General features: G+C 68.2%; 13 protein-coding genes. 5 read left to right on the forward strand and 8 right to left on the reverse strand.

What is annotated here, in order from left to right; all coding sequences use genetic code 11:
* Window positions 1–8 precede the first annotated feature (8 nt).
* Window positions 9–1,088 carry an ABC transporter permease gene (locus E6C72_RS28930; RefSeq protein WP_109865019.1) on the reverse strand — a complete coding sequence of 360 codons (1,080 nt, stop codon included), beginning with the start codon at window positions 1,086–1,088 and terminating at the stop codon, window positions 9–11.
* 44 nt (window positions 1,089–1,132) lie between these two features.
* On the reverse strand, window positions 1,133–2,536 hold the full coding sequence (locus E6C72_RS28935; protein WP_199228980.1) for a CmpA/NrtA family ABC transporter substrate-binding protein: 1,404 nt from the start codon (window positions 2,534–2,536) through the stop codon (window positions 1,133–1,135).
* 810 nt (window positions 2,537–3,346) lie between these two features.
* On the opposite strand from E6C72_RS28935, the gene nirB reads away from it, so the two are divergent.
* The 4 genes from nirB to cobA are packed head-to-tail and all read left to right on the forward strand — an operon-like array spanning window position 3,347 to window position 9,924.
* The gene (gene nirB, locus E6C72_RS28940) at window positions 3,347–5,854 is read left to right on the forward strand and encodes a nitrite reductase large subunit NirB (RefSeq protein WP_169055328.1); all 2,508 of its coding nucleotides are present in this window, start codon (window positions 3,347–3,349) and stop codon (window positions 5,852–5,854) included.
* Between the two features lie 21 nt (window positions 5,855–5,875).
* Window positions 5,876–6,253 (forward strand): nitrite reductase small subunit NirD, encoded by a 378-nt coding sequence (gene nirD / locus E6C72_RS28945; protein ID WP_371298600.1) that lies wholly within the window; start codon window positions 5,876–5,878, stop codon window positions 6,251–6,253.
* Window positions 6,254–6,299: 46 nt separating this feature from the next.
* Complete coding sequence (locus E6C72_RS28950; protein ID WP_371298591.1) at window positions 6,300–8,954, forward strand: molybdopterin-dependent oxidoreductase; 2,655 nt, start codon at window positions 6,300–6,302, stop codon at window positions 8,952–8,954.
* Complete coding sequence (cobA, locus tag E6C72_RS28955; protein ID WP_256379137.1) at window positions 8,929–9,924, forward strand: uroporphyrinogen-III C-methyltransferase; 996 nt, start codon at window positions 8,929–8,931, stop codon at window positions 9,922–9,924. The genes E6C72_RS28950 and cobA overlap by 26 nt, the downstream gene beginning before the upstream one ends.
* Here the strand turns inward: cobA and E6C72_RS28960 are convergent.
* Window positions 9,820–10,608, reverse strand: a complete 789-nt coding sequence (locus E6C72_RS28960) for an NlpC/P60 family protein (protein WP_109865023.1) — start codon at window positions 10,606–10,608, stop codon at window positions 9,820–9,822. The genes cobA and E6C72_RS28960 overlap by 105 nt on opposite strands.
* Window positions 10,609–10,832: 224 nt before the next feature.
* Here E6C72_RS28960 and E6C72_RS28965 point away from each other — a divergent pair, with 224 nt between their 5' ends.
* On the forward strand, window positions 10,833–11,912 hold the full coding sequence (locus E6C72_RS28965) for a saccharopine dehydrogenase family protein (protein WP_109865024.1): 1,080 nt from the start codon (window positions 10,833–10,835) through the stop codon (window positions 11,910–11,912).
* 24 nt (window positions 11,913–11,936) lie between these two features.
* On the opposite strand, the gene E6C72_RS28970 is transcribed toward E6C72_RS28965, so the two are convergent.
* The 5 genes from E6C72_RS28970 to E6C72_RS28990 form a co-directional block, all read right to left on the reverse strand.
* Entirely contained in the window at window positions 11,937–13,343 is a 1,407-nt protein-coding gene (locus tag E6C72_RS28970; RefSeq protein WP_109865025.1) for an alginate export family protein, read from the reverse strand.
* 101 nt (window positions 13,344–13,444) lie between these two features.
* The gene (locus tag E6C72_RS28975) at window positions 13,445–14,374 is read right to left on the reverse strand and encodes a beta-xylosidase (RefSeq protein ID WP_109865026.1); all 930 of its coding nucleotides are present in this window, start codon (window positions 14,372–14,374) and stop codon (window positions 13,445–13,447) included.
* Window positions 14,371–15,156, reverse strand: a complete 786-nt coding sequence (locus E6C72_RS28980) for a TIGR04290 family methyltransferase (protein ID WP_109865027.1) — start codon at window positions 15,154–15,156, stop codon at window positions 14,371–14,373. The genes E6C72_RS28975 and E6C72_RS28980 overlap by 4 nt, the downstream gene beginning before the upstream one ends.
* Complete coding sequence (locus E6C72_RS28985) at window positions 15,153–15,761, reverse strand: histidine phosphatase family protein (RefSeq protein ID WP_109865028.1); 609 nt, start codon at window positions 15,759–15,761, stop codon at window positions 15,153–15,155. Before E6C72_RS28985 ends, E6C72_RS28980 begins: the two co-directional genes overlap by 4 nt.
* A gap of 8 nt (window positions 15,762–15,769) precedes the next feature.
* A complete protein-coding gene (locus E6C72_RS28990; protein WP_348981194.1) occupies window positions 15,770–16,759 on the reverse strand; it encodes a myo-inositol-1-phosphate synthase in 990 nt (329 codons plus the stop codon).
* Window positions 16,760–16,911 lie beyond the last annotated feature (152 nt).

Raw genomic sequence — 16,911 nt, forward strand, 5'->3', positions numbered from 1 at the left:
GGAAGGGCTTAGCGGGCGGGGCTGTGGCTGACGGCGGACTGGAGCGCCAGCATCACGCGGTCGAGCAGGAAGCCGATCAGGCCGATGGTGAAGACCGCCACCATGATCTTGGCCAGCGAGTTGGAGGAGCCGTTCTGGAACTCATCCCACACGAACTTGCCGAGGCCGGGGTTCTGGGCCAGCATTTCCGCCGCGATCAGCACCATCCAGCCCACGCCCAGCGACAGCCGCAGGCCGGTGAAGATGTAGGGCAGGGCGGACGGCAGCACGAGGCGGCGCACCATGGTGAAGCCGGACAGCTGAAGCACCTTGCCGACATTCATCAGGTCGCGGTCGATCGAGGAGACGCCGACCGCCGTGTTGATGAGGGTCGGCCACAGCGAGCACAGCGTGACGGTGATGGCGGAGGTCAGGAAGGACTTCTCGAACAGCGGGTCGCTGCCCGACACGGTGGCGCTGACCACCATGGTGACCAGCGGCAGCCAGGCCAGCGGCGACACCGGCTTGAAGATCTGGATCAGCGGGTTGATGGCGGCGTTGACCGTCGGCGACAGGCCGCTGGCGACACCCAGCGGAACCGCCACCAGGGCGCCGAGCAGGAAGCCGGTGAAGACGGTCTTCAGGCTGGTGACGATCTGGTCGATATAGGTCGGCTTGCCGGCATAGGGGCGGGTCTTCACCTCCGCCTTCGGGTCCTTCGCCAGGATCTCGGCGTTGCGCTTGCTTTGCCGCTCGTAGAAGGCGGCTTCCTTGGCGCGTTCGGCCTTGTGGTCGGCGTAGAGGTTGGTCGCCTGCTCCCACACCTGGGCCGGGCCGGGGATGGCGCCGAGGCTGGTCTGGACCTGCGGGGCGGCCCAGCCCCAGGCGGCGAGGAACAGCAGGATGGCGGTCAGCGGGATGCCCATCTGGCGCCACAGCTCGATGCCCTGCTGGCGCGGGTTCTCGCCGGCGGCGAGCCGCAGCAGCGGCGCCAGCCAGCCGAGGCCGACGGTGGTCAGGACGGAGGCGACGCGGTTGAGGGCGTGGGCGCGACGGGCCTTGCGCTGGGCGCGGGCTAGGTCGGAGGCGGTGTCGGTCAGGCTGGTCATGGCGGAAATTCCTGGCTGTCGGTGGTGGGGGAACGTGGGGGCGCTTACCCGCCCACCACCTGACCGCCCTCGATCTTCTGGTCGCCCTTCAGACCGATGGGCTGCTTGGCGAGGTAGTCGTTCGGCTTGTGGCCGTCGTACGGGATGCCGTCGATGAAGCCGTTGTCGACCGGCTTGTAGCCGTCGCTCTTCCACGGGAAGTCGGCGTCCTTGGCCTTGCCTTCCTCGACCAGCAGCTTGGCCGCCTGCAGGAAGATCTCCGGCTTGTAGACGCTGCGCGCGGTCTGGTCGTACCAGCTGTCGGGCTTGGCCTCGGCGATCTGGCCCCAGCGGCGCATCTGGGTCAGGTACCAGACGGCGTCGGAATAGAAGGGATAGTTGGCGTTGTAGCGGAAGAAGACGTTGAAGTCGGGAACGTCGCGCTTGTCGCCCTTCTCATACTCGAAGGTGCCGGTCATGGAGTTGGCGATCACCTTGGCATCGGCGCCGACATATTCGGGCTTGGCCAGGATCTTCACCGCTTCGGCGCGGTTGGCGTTGTTGTTCTCGTCCAGCCACTGGGTGGCGCGGATCAGCGCCTTGACGACGGCCAGGTGGGTCTTGGGATTCTTCCTGGCCCAGTCGTCGGTGACGCCGAAGACCTTCTCGGGGTTGTTCTTCCAGATCTCGGTATCGGTGATCACCGGCACGCCGATGCCCTTGACCACCGCCTGCTGGTTCCACGGCTCGCCGACGCTGTAGCCGTAGATGGTGCCTGCCTCCAGCGTCGCCGGCATCTGCGGCGGTGGGGTGACGGACAGCAGTGCGTCTGCGCCGATCTGGCCCGATACGTCGGTCGGGCTGTAGAAGCCGGGGTTGATCCCGCCCGACGCCAGCCAGTAGCGCAGCTCGTAATTGTGGGTCGAGACCGGGAAGACCATGCCCATGTTGAAGGGCTTGCCCTCGGCCTTGTACTGGGCGATCACCGGCTTCAGTGCGTCGGCCTTGATCGGGTGGACCGGCTTGCCGTCCGCACCCTTCGGCACGTTGGCCTTCATCTTCTGCCAGACGTCGTTCGACAGCGTGATGCCGTTGCCGTTCAGGTCCATCGAGAAGGCGGTGACGATGTGCGCCTTGGTGCCGAAGCCGATGGTGGCGCCAAGCGGTTGGCCGGCCAGCATGTGGGCGCCGTCCAGTTCGCCGGAGATCACGCGGTCGAGCAGGACCTTCCAGTTCGCCTGCGGCTCCAGCGTGACGGAAAGGCCTTCATCCTCGAAGAAGCCCTTCTCCACGGCGATGGCGAGCGGTGCCATGTCGGTCAGCTTGATGAAGCCGAGCTTCAGCTGGTCCTTCTCGACGTCGAGCGCGGCAGCATGGGCAGAGACGCCTGCGGTCAGCGCGACGACCGCAGCGGCGGACGCGAGAAGGTGGCGCAGAGTGCGGGAGGTGGTGCGGGAGGTATGGGCCACGTCGGTTGCTCCATCTCTGAAATCCGGACCAGCGGTCGGGTGCGCGACACCGGTGACGTTTTTCTGGGCAAGTCCCGGGCTGGCTGTTTTTCGGGCATGTGGTGGTGGGGCACCGTGACCGTCGAACGCGTCCAGCGGGATCGACCGGAAAAGCCTTGTTGGAAGGCCTGTCGATACCGGGGTCGGCAACACTGCCGGGGCTGGCCCATCATTGGACGCTTGGGATGCACGCACCGTCGTTGGCGCGTCTCTGGCCTCCCTCTTCGCAAGCCTCATGCCAAAGGATGGCTTTTGCTGGAAATTCGGCCGAAGCGGTTGGTTTTGCTGGTTATGACCCGGCGGAAGGTATGAGCCGCCTGACGGGATTGCTGCGGTGCCTGCCGATTTTTGCGGCGCACACAAGCCTGCGTGGTCATCCTTTGTGCAGTACCTAAGAATGATTGGAAAATAGGCACCTAGGTCTTGGGTGCGAATCTGGGCGGGACCCCGCGGAATCGCTGGAGTTTTCCGGCGCCGATCCATGGCCGGAGTGATTGGCACGCGGATTGCGAAGGGAGTGGCGAGACAACAGCGGGCGCCAGCAACGTCGCCAGTGCCCGCGACACCGCCGAAGCCCACGCGACGACGCGCGGATTTGGCTCTGGTTCGACGACGAACCGCCCGGACAACGGCGTCCGAACAGGTGTGCACCCGCCTTCGCGATCCAGTCGCGGGGCCGGAGTGCGGCCCGTTCGGACGCCTTTCTTTTTGGCCCCGTGCCTGACTTTGCAGCAGGCCGGACACGATAGACGAGGCAGACGCGCCATGGACATGCATCTCTCATCGAACAACGGGCCCGCCGTCGAACTTAACGAGGCCGAACTGCGCAACGCCGGCCCGGCCAGGGAGCGGCTGGTGGTGGTCGGCAACGGCATGGCCGGCATGAAGACGGTGGAAGAGCTGCTGGCCAAGGCGCCCGGCCGCTTCGACATCACCGTCTTCGGGGCCGAGCCGCATCCGAACTACAACCGCATCATGCTGTCGCCGGTGCTGGCGGGGGAGAAGACCTTCGACCAGATCGTGCTGAACAGCCGCGAGTGGTACGACGCCAACGGCATCACGCTCCTGACCAGCGAGCCGGTGGAGGGCATCGACCGCGAGGGCAAGACGGTGATCTCGCAGTCCGGCCGTGTCGTTCCCTATGACCGGCTGCTGATCGCCACCGGCTCGATGCCCTTCATCATCCCTGTGCCGGGTTCGACCCTGCCGGGCGTCATCGGCTTCCGCGACCTTGCCGACGTGGACGCCATGCTGGCGGCGGCGGCGAAGGGCGGCCGCGCCGTGGTGATCGGCGGCGGCCTGCTGGGTCTGGAAGCGGCGAACGGGCTGCGGGTCAAGGGGATGGACGTCACCGTCGTCCACCTGATGCCGACGCTGATGGAACGCCAGCTCGACCCGTCGGCCGGCATGCTGCTGCAACGCGAGCTGGAGCGCCGCGGCATCGAGGTGCTGACCGGCGCCGACACGGCGGAAATCGTCGGCGACGAATGGGTCAGTGCGGTGCGGCTGAAGGACGGGCGCGAACTGCCGGCCGACATCGTCGTCATGGCCGTGGGCATCCGTCCCAACATGGCGCTGGGCAAGGCGGCCGGGCTGGACTGCGGGCGCGGCATCCGCGTCGACGACCAGATGCGCACCAGCGACCCGTCGATCTACGCGGTCGGCGAATGCGTCGAGCATCGCGGCGTCACCTGGGGCCTCGTCGCCCCGCTGTTCGAGATGGCGAAGGTGCTGGCCCACGACCTCGCGGGCGGCGAGGGTGCGGCCTACACCGGCTCCGTCACCTCGACCAAGCTGAAGGTCACCGGCGTCGACGTGTTCTCCGCCGGCGATTTCTCGGGCGGCGAGGGAACCGAGGACATCGTGTTCCGCGACGCAGCGCGCGGCGTCTACAAGCGTCTGGTGCTGAAGGACGGCAAGCTGCTGGGGGCCGTGCTGTATGGCGATACCAAGGACGGTGCCTGGTACTTCTCGCTGCTGAAGGACGGCGCCGACGTCTCGGCCGAGCGCGACACCATGATCTTCGGACAGGGCTTCGGCAGCGCCGACGCCGGCGACCCGAACGCGGCCATCGCCGCCCTGCCCGACAGCGCCGAGATCTGCGGCTGCAACGGCGTCTGCAAGGGCACCATCGTCAAGGCGATCACCGAGAAGGGCCTGACCAGCCTGGACGAGGTGAAGGCGCACACCAAGGCGTCGGCTTCCTGCGGCGGCTGCTCCGGCACGGTGGAGCGTCTGTTGGCGGTGACGCTGGGCGACGGCTTCACCGCCGCGCCGAAGGTCAAGCCGATGTGCAAATGCACCCACCACACCCATGACGAGGTGCGGGCGGCCATCGTCGACCGCGGGCTGAAGACCATGGCCGAGGTGTTCCAGGCCATGGAATGGACGACGCCCGACGGCTGCGCCTCCTGCCGGCCGGCGCTGAACTATTACCTGCTCTGCGCGTGGCCGGGCGAGTACCGGGACGACTACCAGTCGCGCTTCATCAACGAACGCGCCCACGCCAACATCCAGAAGGACGGCACCTATTCGGTCGTCCCGCGCATGTGGGGCGGCCTGACCAATGCGGCGGAACTGCGCGCCATCGCCGACGTGGTCGACAAGTTCAACATTCCGACCGTGAAGGTCACCGGCGGCCAGCGCATCGACCTGTTCGGCGTGAAGAAAGAGGATCTGCCGGCGGTCTGGGCCGATCTGAACGCCGCCGGGATGGTGTCCGGCCATGCCTATGCAAAGGGGCTGCGCACGGTGAAGACCTGCGTCGGCTCGGAATGGTGCCGTTTCGGCACGCAGGACTCGACCGGGCTGGGCGTCAAGCTGGAGCGGATGACCTGGGGCACCTGGACCCCGCACAAGGTCAAGCTGGCGGTATCCGGCTGCCCGCGCAACTGCGCCGAAGCCACCATCAAGGACCTGGGCGTCGTCTGCATCGACAGCGGATACGAGCTGCATGTCGGCGGCAACGGCGGCCTGCATGTCCGCGCCTGCGACCTGCTGGTCCGGGTGGCGACGGAGGAGGAGGTGCTGGAATACACCGGCGCCTTCATGCAGCTCTACCGCGAGGAGGCCCGCTATCTGGAGCGCACCGCGCCGTGGGTCGAGCGGGTCGGTCTCGACCACATCAAAGCGGCGCTGGTCGAGGATCCGGAGCGGCGCCGGGCGTTGAACGCGCGCTTCCTGTTCTCGCAGACCTTCTCGCAGGACGACCCTTGGGCGGAACGCGCCGCCAAGGGTGTCGACCGTCACGAATTCAATCTGCTCGCCGAAGTGGGGTAACCGATCATGGACAGCATCATCATGGAAACCGCCATCTCTGAGACTGTCTGGACCCAGGTCGGCAGCATCGACGACATCCCCGTGCTGGGCTCCCGCGTCGTCCGTACCCCCGACGGCGACATCGCCCTGTTCCGCACGGCCGCCGACGAGGTTTTCGCGCTGGAGGATGCCTGCCCGCACAAGCAGGGGCCGCTCTCCCAAGGCATCGTCCATGGCCGCCGCGTCACCTGCCCGCTGCACAACTGGGTGATCGAGCTTGCGACCGGCGAGGCCGTCGCCCCCGACGAGGGCCGCACCGGCCATGTTCCGGTGCGGGTGGAGGGGCGCAGCGTCGCCATCGCGCTCGGCGAGGCCAAGCTGTCGCGCGGCGGCTGCCGCAAGGCCTGCGGCCATGTTTGACGGGCCTGACCCAAGCGGGGGGCCGTCTTCCGGGCCGAAACGGGAGGTGAAGACCACCTGTCCCTATTGCGGGGTCGGGTGCGGGGTGATCGCGACGGTGGCAGCCGATGGTGCCGTGACCGTGCGCGGCGATGCCGACCACCCGGCGAACCGGGGACGGCTCTGCTCCAAGGGATCGGCGCTGGCCGACACGCTGGTGGCGGACGGGCGGCTGCTCCATCCGGAAATCGGCAATCCGGAAGATGGCTATCGGCGCGTGTCGTGGGACGCGGCGCTGGACGCGGTGGCCCGGCGCTTTTCCGACACCATCGCCAAGCATGGGCCAGACTCGGTGGCCTTCTACGTCTCCGGCCAGCTGCTGACCGAGGATTACTACGTCGCCAACAAGCTGATGAAGGGCTTCATCGGTTCGGCGAACATCGACACCAACTCGCGGCTCTGCATGGCCTCGTCGGTGGTCGGACACAAGCGGGGCCTGGGCGCCGACGCGGTGCCGGGGGCTTACGAGGATTTCGACTGCGCCGATCTGGTGGTGCTGGTGGGGTCGAACCTCGCCTGGTGCCACCCGGTGCTGAACCAGCGGCTGCTGGCGGCCCGGGCTGAACGCGGCACGCGGATCGTTGTCGTCGATCCGCGGCGGACCGACTGCGTCGATGCCGCCGACCGCCATCTGGCGCTGAAGGCCGGCACCGACGCGCTGCTGTTCAATGGCCTGCTGGCCTATCTGGATGAGTACGGCCATCGCGACGAAGGCTTCGTCGACTCTCATGCCGAAGGGACTGAGGAGGCGCTGGCCGCCGCCCGCGCCGACGCGCCGGACATCGCGACGGTCGCCCGCCGCTGCGGGCTGGAGGAGGCGGAGGTCGCCGCCTTCTACGCCGAATTCGCGGCGACCGGGCGGGTGGTGACGGTCTATTCCCAGGGGGTCAACCAGTCCTCCCAGGGCAGCGACACCGTCAACACCATCCTGAACGTCCATTTCCTGACCGGGCGCATCGGCCGGCCGGGCTGCGGTCCCTTCTCCGTCACCGGGCAGCCCAACGCCATGGGCGGGCGAGAGGTCGGTGGGCTGGCGAACCAGTTGGCCGCGCATATGGGCTTCTCGGCGGAAGAGGTGGACCGGGTCGGTCGCTTCTGGCAGGCGCCACGCATGGCGGACAAGCCGGGGCTGAAGGCGGTGGACCTGTTCCGTGCCATCGAGGCCGGCACGGTCAGGGCGGTGTGGATCATGGCGACCAATCCCGCGGTCAGCATGCCGGACGCCGGCCGGGTGCGCCGGGCGCTGGAACGCTGCGAGACGGTGGTGGTCTCCGACTGCATCCGCGACACCGACACCGGCCGCTTCGCCCATATCCGCCTGCCGGCCAAGGGCTGGAGCGAAAAGGACGGCACCGTCACCAACTCCGATCGCACCATCTCGCGCCAGCGCGCCTTCAGGGACGGGGAAGGGGAGGCACGGGCGGACTGGTGGATCGTGACGCAGATCGCGCGGCGGATGGATTTCGCCGAGGCTTTTCCGTATGAGAGCGCCGCCGCGGTGTTCCGCGAGCATGCGGCGCTGTCCGCCTTCGAGAATGGCGGCTCGCGCGCCTTCGACATCGGGGCGCTGGGCGGGCTGGATGAGGTTGGGTATGACGCGCTGGTGCCCTTCCCCTGGCCCTGGCGCGCAGGCAGCGAGCCGCAGAAGCGGCTGTTCGGCGACGGCCGCTTCTTCACCGCCGACGGGCGCGCCCGGATGCTGCCGGTCTCGGCGAAGCCGCTGCCGCGCGAGGTGCCGGACGGGGCGCTGCTGCTGAACACCGGGCGATTGCGCGACCAGTGGCACACGATGACCCGCACCGGCCTGTCGGCGCGGCTGTCGGCCCATGTGCCGGAGCCCCGGTTGGACATCCATCCGGCGGACGCGGCGGCGCGCGGGCTGACCGATGGCGGACTCGCCCGTATTGCCACTTCGGCAGGTGAAGCGCTGGCGCGGGTGCGCGTCACCGATGCCCAAGGCGAAGGCACCATCTTCCTGCCGATGCATTGGACCGACCGCTTCACCGGCGGCTGCGTCATCGGCCGGCTGATCGACGACGAGGCGGTGGACCCGGTCTCCGGCCAGCCGGACCTGAAGCGGATGCCGGCGACGGTGGAGCCCTGGCGGCCGCATTGGACCGCCTTCCTGCTGACCCGCCGGCCGGTGGAGCCTGTCCGTGGCGGCTATTGGGCCCGCCGTGCGGTGGCGGGCGGCCATCTGGTGGAGATGGCGGGAACGGGGGCGATCCCGGCGGTGGCGGAGTGGCTGCCCGGCCTCGACCCCGCCGAAGCAGTGGTGGAGTTCCGCGACCATGCGCGCGGCGGTCTGCGGATGGCCTGGATGGACGGGGACCGGCTGGAGGCCTGCCTGTTCGTCGCCGCCGATGGGCGTCTGCCGCCGCGCGGCTGGCTCGCCGGACTGTTGGAGGCCGACGGGCTGGACGACGGCGCGCGGGCCGGGCTGCTCGCCGGGCGGGCGCCGGGTGCTGCCGCGGATGAAGGGCGGATCGTCTGCGCCTGCTTCAGCGTCGGCGTCAACCGGCTGGTCGGTGCCATCCGCGACCGCCGGCTGACCAGCGTGGCGGAGATCGGCGCGGCATTGAAAGCCGGCACGAATTGTGGTTCCTGCGTGCCCGAACTCAAGGAGGTGCTTCGTCATGCTCACCAGCGCGAAGTGGCTTGATGGTCTCGCGGCTTTGGTGCGCCTCTTGGTGCCGCGGTTTGCGGGCGTTGGCGGCGGTGCTTTGTCCCTTCCCCCTGTTCCTTGGGAAAGGGCCGCCACGCGTCCCCCTCACCCTAACCCTCTCCCCGGGGGGGAGAGGGGATCTGGTTCCGCTCGGCCAAAAGAGTGCGGGCAGGTCACCCTCGTCGGCGCCGGTCCCGGCGATCCCGACCTGCTCACCGTCGCCGCCGTCAAGGCGCTCGCCGCCGCCGAGGTCGTGCTCTACGACGCGCTGGTCGGCGACGGCATCCTCGACCTGGCTCATCCGAAGGCGGAGCGCATCTGCGTCGGTAAACGCTCCGGCCGGCATTCGCTGCCGCAGGGGGAGATCAACGCGCTGATCGCCTTCCATGCGCAACGTGGCAAGCGCGTCGTCCGCCTGAAGGGCGGCGACCCGATGGTGTTCGGCCGCGCCGGTGAGGAGATCGAGCATCTCGACAGCCTTGGCATTGCGGTGCGCGTCATCCCCGGCATCACGGCGGCGCTCGGCTGTGCCGCCTCGGCGGGGCTGTCGCTGACCAAGCGCGGGGTGTCGCGCGCCGTCACCTTCGTCACCGCCCATGGCCGCGACGGCGAGCGGTTCGAGCCCGACTGGGCGCGGCTGGCCGACCCGCAGGGCACGTTGGCGATCTATATGGGGCGCGAACAGGCCCGCGCGGTCGGCCAGGGGCTGACCGCGGCCGGGCTGCCCAGCGACACGCCGGTGCTGGCGGTGGAGAATGGCTGCCGGCCCGACGAGCGGCGCTATTGGACGACGCTCGGCGAGATGGCCGAGCAGGGCGTGGCCGCCGGCAAGGGGCCGACCCTGCTGCTGGTGGGGGAAGCGCTACGCCCGCGTAACGTTGGGGCGGCGGACGCCCTGGCCGGGACGGCGGACGCCGTTGATCTCTGCGCGTTTGGCGACTTCGCTCAAGGGTTCGACCACGACTGACATGGTGAAGACGGTGGCGTGCAGCAGGTTCGCCCCGTCCACCATCAGCCCGACATGGCCGGGAAAGAAGACGATGTCGCCGCGCCGATACTCGACGCCGCGTCCATCTTCGGACAGCCATTCTCCCAGCCGCCCGTCCTTGCGCTGCATGCCGCTGCTGTGGTGGGAGACCACGCCGGCCGCGGCCATGGCGGTCAGCACCAGCCCGGAACAGTCGATGCCGAAGCTGCTGCGCCCGCCCCAGACATAGGGCGTCTCCAGAAAGCGCAGGGCGGTGGCGATGTGGTCGGTCGCGGGGGCCGTATCCACCGGCTCCAGCCAGCCCGCGAACAGCCACAGCCCATCGTCGGTGCCGACCCAGCCATTCTCGGCCCGGCCGTCCAGCGTCACCGACGACCCGAAGCTGAGCGTGGCCACCGGCGGCGCCCGATGTGTCGGGCCGGGGTGCAGGTCGGCACGCAGGGCCCGCACGCGGTGGGTGGCGGCGACAGGCTCCCGGTGCGCGGTGCCCGGCGGCAGCCAGCCGACATGGCCGTCGAAACCATTCTCCGCCCGCAGCCAGCCATCACGCTCCTCCAGAATGCGGAAGCGTTCGCCGCGGATCATTTCGCTGGTCTGGGGGATGCCGTTTTGCGGCTCTTCCAGCAGGACGGCGTGCGGGGCGGTCAGTTGGCGGGTGGTCATGGCGGTGGGCCGGAATTGGGGAAACCGGCTGCGACCTTAGCGCCGGTGTCGACGCCACGCGAGGGATAAAGCGTGCCCGTCATTTCAACGGGATTTCCGTCGATCCGCCGGGAAACTCCGGCGTGGCCGGCGCTTTGCCCGGTTCTGCCCGGCCGTTTCAACCGACACCTTTTGTGTGCGAGCCAAATCGCCAACACACAGGGCTGAACAGAGGAGCGGGAGAGATGGCAACGATGAAGGTTCTGGTTCTGGGGGCGGGCAAGATCGGGTCGATGATCGGCACGCTGCTGTCCGAGACCGACGATTTCGCCGTCACCATCGGTGACCGGGACGAGGCGCTGCTGTACCGCGCCGAACATGCCGGGCTGCGGGTGATGCGCGTCGACGTCGAGGACCCGGCGTCTCTGCGTGCCGCCATGGCGGGCCAGCATGCGGTGCTGAGCGCCTGCCCCTTCACCCTGACCCCGGCCATCGCCAGCGCCGCCGTCGCGGCCGGCGCCCATTACCTGGACCTGACCGAGGATGTCGCCGCCACCCGCAAGGTGAAGATGCTGGCGGAGACCGCCAACACCGCGCTGATCCCGCAATGCGGTCTGGCGCCGGGCTTCATCTCCATCGTCGGTCATGACCTCGCCCGGCGCTTCGACGAGCTGCACAACCTGCACCTTAGGGTGGGCGCCCTGCCGCAATACCCGACCAACGCCCTGAAATACAATCTGACCTGGAGCACCGACGGGCTCATCAACGAATACTGCAACCCGTGCGAGGCCATCGTCGACGGCCGTCCGCACGAGGTGATGCCGCTGGAGGGCGACGAGCGCTTCGCGCTGGACGGCGTCGATTACGAGGCGTTCAACACCTCGGGCGGGCTGGGCTCGCTGTGCGAGACGCTGGCCGGCAAGGTGCGGAACCTCGATTACAAAACCGTGCGCTATCCCGGCCACCGCGACATCGTCCGCCTGCTGATCCGCGACCTGCGGCTGGGCGAGCGGCGCCACCTGCTGAAGGATGTGCTGGAGACCGCGGTGCCGCTGACCCTGCAGGACGTGGTTCTGGTGCTGGCGACCGCCACCGGCATGCAGGACGGCGAACTGCGGCAGGAGACCTTCGCCACCAAGATCTACAGCAAGCCCATCGCCGGCCGCACCTGGAGCGCCATCCAGGTCACCACCGCCGCCGGCATCTGCGCCGTGCTGGATCTGCTGCGCGAAGGGTCCATTCCGCAGGCCGGCTTCATCCGGCAGGAGCAGGTGCCGCTGGACGCCTTCCTGAACAACCGCTTCGGCCGGCACTACAGGGGGTGATGGAATGGGGGGCGGAGGCGGGGTTCAGAATTTGAAAACCCCCTCCATCCCGGCGAAGTGGATGGTCTTGGCCGGGCCGCTGTCGTTCAGGAAGGGGCCGGGGCGGAACAGGGAATAGGAGATCAGCCCCTCGAAGGACCGGCCGGAGCTGTAGGACAGCACCAGCTCGCCCTGGGTGCCGACATAGCGTGCTTTTGACGCCGCACCGGAGCGCAGCAGACCGCCGGTCAGATTGTACACGCCGTCGTCCAGGCTCTCGCGCCAGAAGGCGATGGCGGAGGCTGACAGGCTGAACTCGTCGGACAGGGCGAAGTCCACCGACGGGTGCAGGTTCATCAGGTTGAAGGGGCCGATGGGCGTCAGTTCGCCGAAGTATTTCGCACGCGGGAACAGCGGGTTGAAGGTCTCCAGCCGGTCGTCGCGCGGGTTGCTGTCGCCGCTGGCGATGTTGGCCTTCAGGCCGAGGCGCGGCTGCAGCGGCAGGTCGGTGAAGCGGTAGCCGCTGTCGGTGGCGAGCGACCATGCCCGGATCGACCCGCTGCCGAAGCGTCCGAACTGGCCCATCGCCTCCCAGTTCCAGTCCCAGCCGGCGGCCTTGCCGAAGCTGCGCAGGCCGACGGTGTGACGCAGCTCGTTGCCCCGTCCGGCTTCGAAGCTGGCGCGGCGGTTGCGGTAACCGATGTAATAGGCGTCCAGCCCGGCGCTGCCGCCCCAACCCAGATCGAGCGGGCGGGTGGCGTAGAGCGCCCAGGCGGTGCGCTTGGCGTCGCGGCCGTCGTCGAGCAGATCCGGCGTCGGCTGGATCGGCCGGCCGTAGAAGGCGTCGACCCGCCAGGGACCGGCGGTGACGATGCCCTTCACCGCGTCGAAGGAGCGCGGCACGTTGGCGCCGTAGCGGATGGAGATCAGCCGTTCCGAACCGTAGGCCAGCATCTGGCGGCCCACCCGCAGCGTGCCCTGGGCCTCGCCCAGCGGGGCATTCAGGTCGGCGAAGCCCTGCATCAGGTCGATGCGGTCGGAATCGGGCGGGGCCAGCGGGTCCAGTTTGCCCACCGTGTCGGCCATGATCAGCTGGCCGAACAGGCGCAGGCTCTCACCCACGCGCAGGTCGGCATAGGGCAGGGCGCGCCACAGGCCATAGGCGTCGTTGCGCGGCTCGTCCTGGCCCCAGCCGCTGTTGCGGACCGCCTCGCCGCGCAGCCGCAGCTCCAGCCCGGTGGAGAGCGAGGCGAAGCCGTCCGGAGTGACCGGGATGGCCTTGAACCGTTCCCAATAAGCGCCGGACCCGGCCTCGGGTGACAGCAGGTAGCGGTAATCCTCGTCGAAGCGGGTGTTGGTCAGCGGCGGCGGCTGATTTGGCGATTGGGCCGCATGTGCCGGGCCGATCCACAGCAACAGGGCGACCGCTGCCGCACGAAGGCGGACCGTCATGGGGCATCTCCGTAAGGGCGCTGGGCTGCACCGATCCTAGGGAGATGCCCGTTGGCGTGATTGCTCGTTCCGAACCGCTTTTGCCGGTTCTGCGCGCGGCCTTACCCCACCGCCGCCATCGACGCCGCCGAACCGGCCGTCCGCGTGGTGCCGTAGCGGCGGATCATCGCGGCACAGAACTCGGCGAACTCCTCGGCCACCTGGGGCGGGCTGGTGTGGTGGGGTTCGACGCCGCGATGTTCGGGGGTGAAGCAGAAGGTGACGGTCACCTCGAAATCGGCCAGCGCCTCCATCTGGCGGTCGAACCAGTCCAGCGCGTTGGGACGGAAGCTGTCGGCCCAGGACAGGCCGGTGCGAAGATGGCGCACGCCCAACCGCTTCAGCCACGCCACCGCCTCATCCAGCCGGTGGTCCTCGTAATGGAACCACTGGCAGATGCCCATCCGGCCGGCATAGGGGGCGAAGGCCTCCACCGCCGGCTTCGGCGTGCCGTCGGCGCGCAGCAGCCCCATGTGGAAATGACGGTAGTAGGATGATCCCTCCGCCTCCTTGTGGCGGGTGGTGGCCTCCCAATGGCTGGGCAGGTCGTACAGGCTGTACCAGTGGATGCGCGGCACCTTGCCGATCAGCAGCTCGGCGGTGCGCGTGACGCCCCAGGCCTGCACCTCCTCGGCGCCGAAGGAGGACACGCCGGCCTCCGTCACCCAGATCGGCTTGTCCGTCACGGCGCGGATCTCGTCGATCTTGTTCGGCCACTCGTGGATCTGCCAGAGATTCCAGTCGAGCGGGAAGCCGTGGACGGCCACCACGTCGATCTCGTCCAGCACGCCGCGCTCCTCCAGCCGGCGGATGAAGGACGGGTCGATGGGCGACATGCCGCCCAGCACGCGGGTGATGGTGGAATTCTCCGCCCGGATCGCCTGTCCGGCCAGGAGGGTCATGCGGGCGAACAGGTCCCATTCGGGGTCGAGGTTGGGATCCCAGTGCGACTTGTTGTTGGGCTCGTTCCAGATCTTGGCGGCTTCGATCATCCCTCGGTCCCTTTCGTCACGGCGTCTTCTTTCGGCTTGGCGGGATAGACGGCCCCGGCCCCGGTCGGGCGGTCGACCCGGCGGCAGACATAGACCTCGCGTTCCGGATGCTCGGCGATGGCGAAGCCGGCACTGCGCAGCATGGCCTCGGCGCAGGCGGCATTGGGCGCCCACCAGTTGGTCCAGTCGCGGGCGTATTCGTGTTCGATGAAATGCAGCTTCGGATAGCCGGGATCGTCGAAATGGTCCTGCTCGAAGAAGTCGTAATCGGCGCGCACCGGCGCCACCTCGGCCGAGCCGCGCTGCATCGACTGGAAAATCATCAGATCCCCGGCGACATGGTCGTGGATCAGGTCGAGCGCCAGCAGCGGGTGGCGCAGGTGGTAGAGCACGCCCATGAACAGCACGACGTCGAAGCTCTCGCCGAGCTTGGCGACGTCATAGACCGACATCCTGTGGAACTCGATGTCCTGGCCGGTCACCTCGGCGGCGAATTTGGCCTGGGCCAGATAGCGGTCGTCGAAGTCGATGGCGACCACCCGGTCTGCACCGCGGCGCTTCATCTCGATGGAGTAGAAGCCGCCGTTGCAGCCGATGTCGAGAACGGTGCGGCCGGTCAGATCCTTCGGCACCGCATGCTCGAACCGCTTCCATTTGACGTTGGGATAGTCGTTGAGGAAATGGTCGGGCGCCGTGCGCACGCCGTTGAGGTCGATGTTGTGGAACCAGTCGCCGAGTTCTGCCACCCGGTCGCGGATCTGGTCGGCCGTCAGGCTCGTCATGCCGCACCCTCGTTGATGCTGTGGACCTTCAGCCCCCAATCGCCGGCGATCAGGACGCTGCGGGAGGCCGGGCCGATGTCGAATCGCCCATGGAAATCCAGCGGCAGGCCCAGGGCGTGGGCCAGCGCCGCCTTGATGATGTCGCCATGGCTGACCAGGGCCAGCGTTCCGCCGGGATGGGCGCGGCGCAGCCGGTCGAGCAAGGCGGCGATGCGGACCTGCGCCTCCGCCATCGACTCGCCGGGGGTTTCCCCCGGAGTGGGGCGGCCATGGCTGCGTGCCCGGTTCCACAGGTCCCAGGCGGGGTCGCCATGCAGCTCGTCGAACCGCTTGCCGCTCCAGGCGCCGAGGTCGAGTTCGTTCAGCGCCGGCTCGATGGCCGGGGCCAGGCCCTGCCGCTCGGCGATGGGGGTGGCGGTCTCGATGGCGCGCTCCAGCGGGCTGGACAGAACCGCCGTCAGGCGCTGGGACGACAGGTGGTCGGCCAAAGCCTCTGCCTCCGCCCGGCCCTGGGCGCTCAGCGTCACGCCGGCCATACGGCCGCACAGGACCGAGCCGAGCCGGTCGTGCGAGCCGTGGCGGATCAGGATGAAGATGGTTTCCATGCCACCGCTCACATCAGGCGGGGCGGCTTTGTCCCGAGAGGGTCGCCGGCGATGAAGCGCAGCGTGCGGTCCCGTGCCTCGTGGTCGGTGAACTGCTCCGGCGGCGACTTCATGAAATAGCTGGACGGGCCGACCAGCGGGCCGGCGATGCCGCGGTCGAGCGCCAGCTTGGCGCAGCGCACCGCGTCGATGACGATGCCGGCCGAATTCGGGCTGTCCCAGACCTCCAGCTTCAGCTCCACATTCAGCGGCACGCCGCCGAAGGTGGTGCCTTCCAGCCGGATATGCGCCCATTTGCGGTCGGTCAGCCACGGCACATGATCGCTGGGGCCGACATGGACGTCGTCGGGGTCGAGCGGCACGTCGAGCTGGCTGGTGACGGCCTGGGTCTTGGAGATCTTCTTCGATTCCAGCCGCTCGCGCTCAAGCATGTTCTTGAAGTCGGTGTTGCCGCCAAAATTCAGCTGGTAGGTGCGGTCGAGCCGCACGCCGCGCTCGCGGAACAGGTTGGCCAGCATGCGGTGGACGATGGTGGCGCCGACCTGGCTCTTGATGTCGTCGCCGATGATCGGCAGTCCGCGTTCGGCGAAGCGCTGCGCCCAGACCGGGTTGGAGGCGATGAAGACCGGGATGCAGTTGACGAAGGCGCAGCCGGCCTCCAGCGCCTGTTCGGCGTAGAATTCGGTGGCCTGCTGCGAGCCGACCGGCAGGTAGGACACCAGGATGTCGGTGCCGGTGCGGCGCAGGGTTTCCGCCACATTCACCGGGCGTCGCTCCGATTCGGCGATGTCGCCGGCGAGGTATTTGCCGATGCCATCCAGGGTCGGGCCGCGCTCTACCCGCACGCCGAAGCTCGGCGGCTTTGCAAAGCGAAAAGTATTGTTGGGAGGAGCAAAAATAGCTTCCCCGACGTCGGTCCCCACTTTCGATGCGGCAACATCGAAGGCAGCCGAAATTTCGATGTCCCCTACGTGATAGCCGCCGAGATCGACTGTCATAAGCCCAGGGGGTGGTTCATTGGCTTTAGCGCCGGCGTAATAGCATATACCCTGCACAAAAGATGATGCGCAATTCCCGACGCCAGCGATCGCTACCCGGAGCTTTTTCCCAGTCACCGAGATCTCCCATCCATAAATGCACGTCGATTAAC

Origin of the sequence: Azospirillum sp. TSH100, from assembly GCF_004923295.1 — a bacterium.
Classification (GTDB): Bacteria; Pseudomonadota; Alphaproteobacteria; order Azospirillales; family Azospirillaceae; genus Azospirillum.